Raw genomic sequence first — 5,458 nt, forward strand, 5'->3', positions numbered from 1 at the left:
GTAATATATGGAGAGACGACAGTATCTGCTCCAGCTCGTTCTAATTTTTTAACCGCCTCTTCATTACTAGCTCTGGCGATGGCTCGAATGCTAGGATTAAGGGCTTTTGCTGACATAACAGTATATAAATTATCAGCATCAGAACTCAAAGCAGCTACAATACAAATAGCCGTTTCAATTTTAGCTAATAACAGAAATTCATCTAAAGTGGCATCCCCTTGAAGAGTAATATAACCTTGTTGTTGAGCTTTTTCTAATCGATCTAAATCGGAATCAATAATAATAAATGGTATAGCTTCAGCGGCAAATTCCCTCGCCACATAATTTCCCGTACGTCCATAACCGCATAATATATAATGGTTCGATAATTTATCAATCACATTCCTCTTTTGCCTTAGGCGAATACTTTCTCGAAAATAACCCTGCAAAAACGCCTCTGTAATTCGATTGACTAAATAACCAATGACAATAATACCCATCAAGATTAAAACCATCGTAAATAATCGAGATCGATCATCAAGGGAATTAACTTCACCAAAACCAACAGTGGATAAGGTGATCATTGTCATATAAGCAGAATCTATTAAAGACCATTTTTCAACTAACCAATACCACAAAGTTCCAATTAAAAACACTATAACTAAGAGTAATGAACCGCCAAAAAGTTCTCTTCTTAGTCTGAGATAGTTTTTTTCCAAAGTATTTTCAGTTACTTGAGACTTTTTGAAAAATATATTAACTTACTCCCAACCTTTGCTCATCTTTTTAATTGTCCATTGTTTATGGTTAATTTGTCTATTGTCTATTAAGCACTAGACGCATTTAACTTACATTTTTCCTAATTCTTAAAAGGCAAGAGACTTAAGCCCTTTGTTACCCTTTACCTTGACTCAAACTCTTAACTTTTCCCAAATCCCCTTTTCCCTTCATATTTAAAGAATTATTTAGTTAGTTATCAGAAAGTTTTGACTTGATTTTTATATTTGATCAATAATTCATCCTCACATTATCTATCAGTTTTTAAATTTAGACACATTCTTAATTAATATCATCAAACCATGACATTCTATCATAATAAAAACTTATAACTATAATTAATGTCAAGAAATCTTGACAATGCGATCTTCTTAACCTATATTTTTCGTTAGAAGAGAATAAATAATAGGTGATACCCCTTGACGAATGAGGGTTAGATTTTGTTACATAAAGTTAAGTAATTGATCCCCATAAAGAGGCTAAAAATAATTTGACCTTTAATATGGTGTATCTAAACTAAATCAATTTAGTGACGAAGTACGATTTATGATCTGACTATTCGGAAATAAAATCAACAAAGATTTAATCTTATGTCCAAGCAACGACAACTGTTAGAGGAAATGACCTTAAGGCAACTGCGCAAAGTCGCTAGTTTGCTCAACATTCCTCGTTATAGCCGAATGCGCAAAGCACAATTATTAAGCGCTATTCAGGAAAAAGAAAATCAACCCTTTTCTACTGACACCATAAAATCTATTAATAATACAAATTTATCAAATCAACTAAATATTGAAGAGGCAAAAAAAATGGAAGCATCAAAATTTGAAGTAGGACAAGATGATTTAATTGGTGGTCCCCTCGCTGATGTGGATCAAGGTTTCGGAGAATTACCCGGCGGTTACGGTGAAAGTCGTATTGTTTTAATGCCTAGGGATCCTCAATGGGCTTATACTTATTGGGATATTCCCCAAGAAAGAAAAGAAGATTTACGCCGTCAGGGTGGACAACAGTTAGCTTTAAGACTATATGATGTTACTGATATTGATTTAAGCTATCAAGGACCTCATAATATTCAAGAATATCTTTGCGATGAATTAGCTCGTGAATGGTATTTACCTATTCCCGTAAGCGATCGTGATTATGTAATTGACATCGGTTATCGTTCTTTTGACGGACGTTGGTTAGTCTTAGCTAGATCTGTACCAGTAAGAGTACCTCCCGTTTATCCTAGTGATTGGGTAGAAGATATTTTTGTTACTGTGCTTTGGGAAGAAGATTTAAAAACCAAAACCGTTTATAAATTAATTCCTCCAGCGAAAAAAGCTGCATTAGCCGCACAACAACAACAAAATAGTTATCATCATCAAATCCATGATGAGATCTTTGGTTTAGCTCAAAGTATTGAAGCTCAAAGAGTAGCAGGATCTTTATATGGTAGTATGCAACAAGCCTCCAGTTCAAGTATCCCTGAAAATGCACTTAGTTCTTATGTTTTTCCTTCAGGGGCAGGATTATGGGCAGGTGCTAAAAGTTTAGCTTCAGGTTCGGGTATCGGTATCGATGTTGGTATCGGTGCTGGAGTACCTTACGGTTGGGCTTCAGGATCTGGCTCAGGTGCTGGTTTAGGTTTAGCTAGTGGTTCAGGTGCTGGATTCTCCGCTGATGCCATTCCGAATAAAGCTCGTAAATTCTGGTTAATTGCTGATGCTGAGTTAATTGTCTATGGTGCAACCGAACCTGATGCAAAAGTAACCATTGGGGGACGAGAAATCAAGTTAAATCCCGATGGCACTTTCCGCTTCCAAATGTCTTTCCAAGACGGGAATATTGACTATCCGATTGTGGCAGTAGCTGCTGATGGTGAACAAACTCGTTCAGTACATATGACTTTCGATCGTGCAACTCCATCTCGTAATACTAATACTAAAGAAGAAGCCGTTTTAGAGTGGTTTCCTCCCGTTCGTTAAGAAATTGTCAATATTCAACTAAAATTTGCAACTAGGGTGGGCATTGCTCACCATTTTTTATGAATAACTAGGTAAATTATTTCTTATTCTTGAAAAAGAATACAAAAATAGACTCCCACTTACCAATTATTAAAAGTAAAACAATCTATCTTGAAAATGTCAAAAAGAGGACTCCCGTTATGTGCGACCTGAACTGGTCATTTTGATTGCGACACCCTGTCGTCTGGTGATTTCTACCACCAGCCCTCGTGGAAAACACTTTATCACAAAGTGCGGTCACACCCTAGTAGGTAACGAAACAGGTGGAATGCAGACCCCAAAGCCGAAGCTGTTAGGGATTAAACGGTAAGGAGCTAGAGGGAATATGTAGAAGGATGAACATAGTCTAAGTTGATGATTAAACTGCGTTACAGTCCGAAGAGCTAAATTATCCCTGATAAGCTCTAACCAAAATGGTAAGAGGGTGAACTAAATACTTTAACGTTATTTAGTTGTAGAAACACAATTCCCTTCGCAGAATAGTCAACCATCCTAACTACATGAAAACCCAAGATGATACAACAGGGTAAACCCTACAGAGTCTCGTAAGAGTAGGTCTGAGGCAACAAGGACGGAAATCTCTGGGGGGCAGAAGATGAGAGAAAAAGCAAAAGCTCAACTGTAATGGTTGAGATAAGGGTTCAAAATTTGCCCTTGACCGAAAGGAATAGCAGACTTCTCTTGGGTCTTATACGGACAGAAACGAAAACAAAGGTTCTAAACGGAGTTAAAAGTTAGATGTCAAAAGCAATTTTGATAAATGGAGACAATGGACAACTAGAGGATTGGAGTCAGGTCAACTGGCAAAAAGCCTTCAAAGTTGTTAAGAATTTACGTTGCCGAATCTTTCGTGCTAGAAAACTTGGTCAGTGGAAGCAATTGAGAAGATTGCAGAAACTGTTAATAAGAAGCCTATCAAACCTATTGTTAAGTGTCAGACAAATTACTCAAGTCAATGATGGAAAGCAAACCGCAGGGATTGATAAGGAGGTGATAAATACCCCCGCACAGCGAGTAAAACTTGTCAACGAATGGGAAATGCCAAAAGCTGCCCCTACAAAACGGGTTTACATACCCAAATCCAATGGCAAGAAACGTCCTCTCGGCATCCCAACCGTAAAGGATAGAGTCGCACAAGCAATAGTTAAAAACTCACTAGAACCCGAATGGGAAGCCGTATTTGAACCTAACTCTTATGGTTTTAGATGTGGTAGAAGTTGTCACGATGCCATAGAACAATGTTTTTTAAGATTGTGTGATGGTAGAGATACTTGGGTTTTAGATGCCGATATAAAGAGCTTTTTCGATAACATTGCCCATGAATCCATCCTAAAAATGATTGATAGCCACCCCAAAAAGGAGCTAATCAGAGGATGGTTAAAAGCAGGATTTATCGACAAGGGTGTCCACAACCCTACCGAAACAGGCACACCTCAAGGAGGAGTCATAAGTCCATTGTTAGCCAACATTGGTTTACATGGATTAGAGGAACTAATTAAGGGAATAAAACTACCTAAAACAAAATGGGGTAGAAGACCACAATTAGGATTCATCCGATATGCTGATGATTTTACTGTAACAGCTAAGGATAGGCAAAACCTAGAAGACGTGCTAATCCTGATAAAGCAATGGTTAGAAGAAAGAGGACTAGAAATCAGCACTGAGAAGACAAGGATAGTTCACATAGATGAAGGATTCGACTTTCTCGGTTTTAATATACGTCAGTACAAAGGTAAATTACTGATAAAACCTCAGAAAGAAAAGGTACTAGCATTCTGCAAAAAGATAAAATCAACTATATCTAATATGAAAGCAAGTAGTCAAGAAGATGTCATCACCAAACTAAATCCACTTCTTAGAGGTTTTGCCAATTACTACAAAGGGGTAATTAGCAAAGAAACCTTCTCGTATATACACCATAGAGTAGTAATGTACCTTTATTTTTGGGCAAAGAGAAGGCATCCCAAGAAATCAAAAACATGGGTTAAAAACAAATATTTTCACTATTTCAAGGGAGATAACTGGACTTTCATGTGTAAGACCACTGATAGAAAAGGGAATGAGAAACAACTTATCCTTAATGACATCAGTAAAATTGCAATTGAAAGGCACATCAAAGTAAAAGGTGATGCAAGTCCTGATGACTCTACACTCCGTGAATACTGGAATAACCGCAAACTAAAACAGGGTAAAAACTATTGGGCAAAAGGTAGTAAATACAATCAGATAGCCACTAATCAAAATTGGAAGTGTCCTGTCTGCGGCGAAAACTTATTTAACAAAGAAGAAATAGAAACCCATCATATAGTGCCTGTAAAAGATGGTGGTGAAGATTCCACTGATAATCTTGTACACTTACACAAGGCTTGTCATAAACAGGTACATTCTAAATCCAAGTTAAAAGCTTGAAGTAAGACTTGAGCCGTGTGATTAGTAATAGTCACGCACGGTTCTTAGGGGAGGGGAGAGAGGTGACTCTCAAACCTTACCCGCTATTTCTCCCGAAAAGAAATACCCACAGAAATTAACGGGAGATGAATTTTTGATCAGCTAATAAAACGTCCGTAGGACATCCTCATTCTTGAGGAGTTTTTTGATTCTCAACATATTTTTTTAGCTCAGTAACAGTGACACCGCCGCAACTAGCCACGAAGTAAGCACCAGTCCAAAAATAAGGTTTATTATCAAAATATTTA

3 protein-coding genes and 2 pseudogenes are annotated in these 5,458 nt (G+C 37.3%); 3 read left to right on the forward strand and 2 right to left on the reverse strand.

Translation table 11 applies throughout. The annotated features are described in order from the left end of the window. Positions 1 to 698 (reverse strand): potassium channel family protein (locus FWJ34_RS17870; RefSeq protein WP_308256694.1); only part of this gene is annotated, 698 nt, incomplete at its 3' end. Between the two features lie 678 nt (positions 699 to 1,376). On the opposite strand from FWJ34_RS17870, the pseudogene FWJ34_RS19645 reads away from it, so the two are divergent. The 3 genes and pseudogenes from FWJ34_RS19645 to ltrA form a co-directional block, all read left to right on the forward strand. Next, positions 1,377 to 1,424, forward strand: a pseudogene (locus tag FWJ34_RS19645) (hypothetical protein); the annotation flags it as partial. A gap of 141 nt (positions 1,425 to 1,565) precedes the next feature. Then, a pseudogene (locus FWJ34_RS17875) lies at positions 1,566 to 2,723 on the forward strand (DUF4912 domain-containing protein); the annotation flags it as partial. A 777-nt stretch (positions 2,724 to 3,500) separates the two neighbouring features. Then, positions 3,501 to 5,171 (forward strand): group II intron reverse transcriptase/maturase, encoded by a 1,671-nt coding sequence (gene ltrA / locus FWJ34_RS17880; RefSeq protein ID WP_308256696.1) that lies wholly within the window; start codon positions 3,501 to 3,503, stop codon positions 5,169 to 5,171. Between the two features lie 166 nt (positions 5,172 to 5,337). Here the strand turns inward: ltrA and FWJ34_RS17885 are convergent. Further along, a partial coding sequence (locus FWJ34_RS17885; RefSeq protein WP_308256697.1) for a transposase occupies positions 5,338 to 5,458 on the reverse strand: 121 nt, incomplete at its 5' end.

The sequence above is a fragment of the Geminocystis sp. GBBB08 genome (assembly GCF_016743215.1).
Taxonomy (GTDB): domain Bacteria; phylum Cyanobacteriota; class Cyanobacteriia; order Cyanobacteriales; family Cyanobacteriaceae; genus Geminocystis.

Excerpts from the sequence above, each read along its gene's own strand:
- ltrA (WP_308256696.1), top strand. The coding sequence starts at position 3,501 with ATGTCAAAAGCAATTTTGATAAATGGAGACAATGGACAACTAGAGGAT.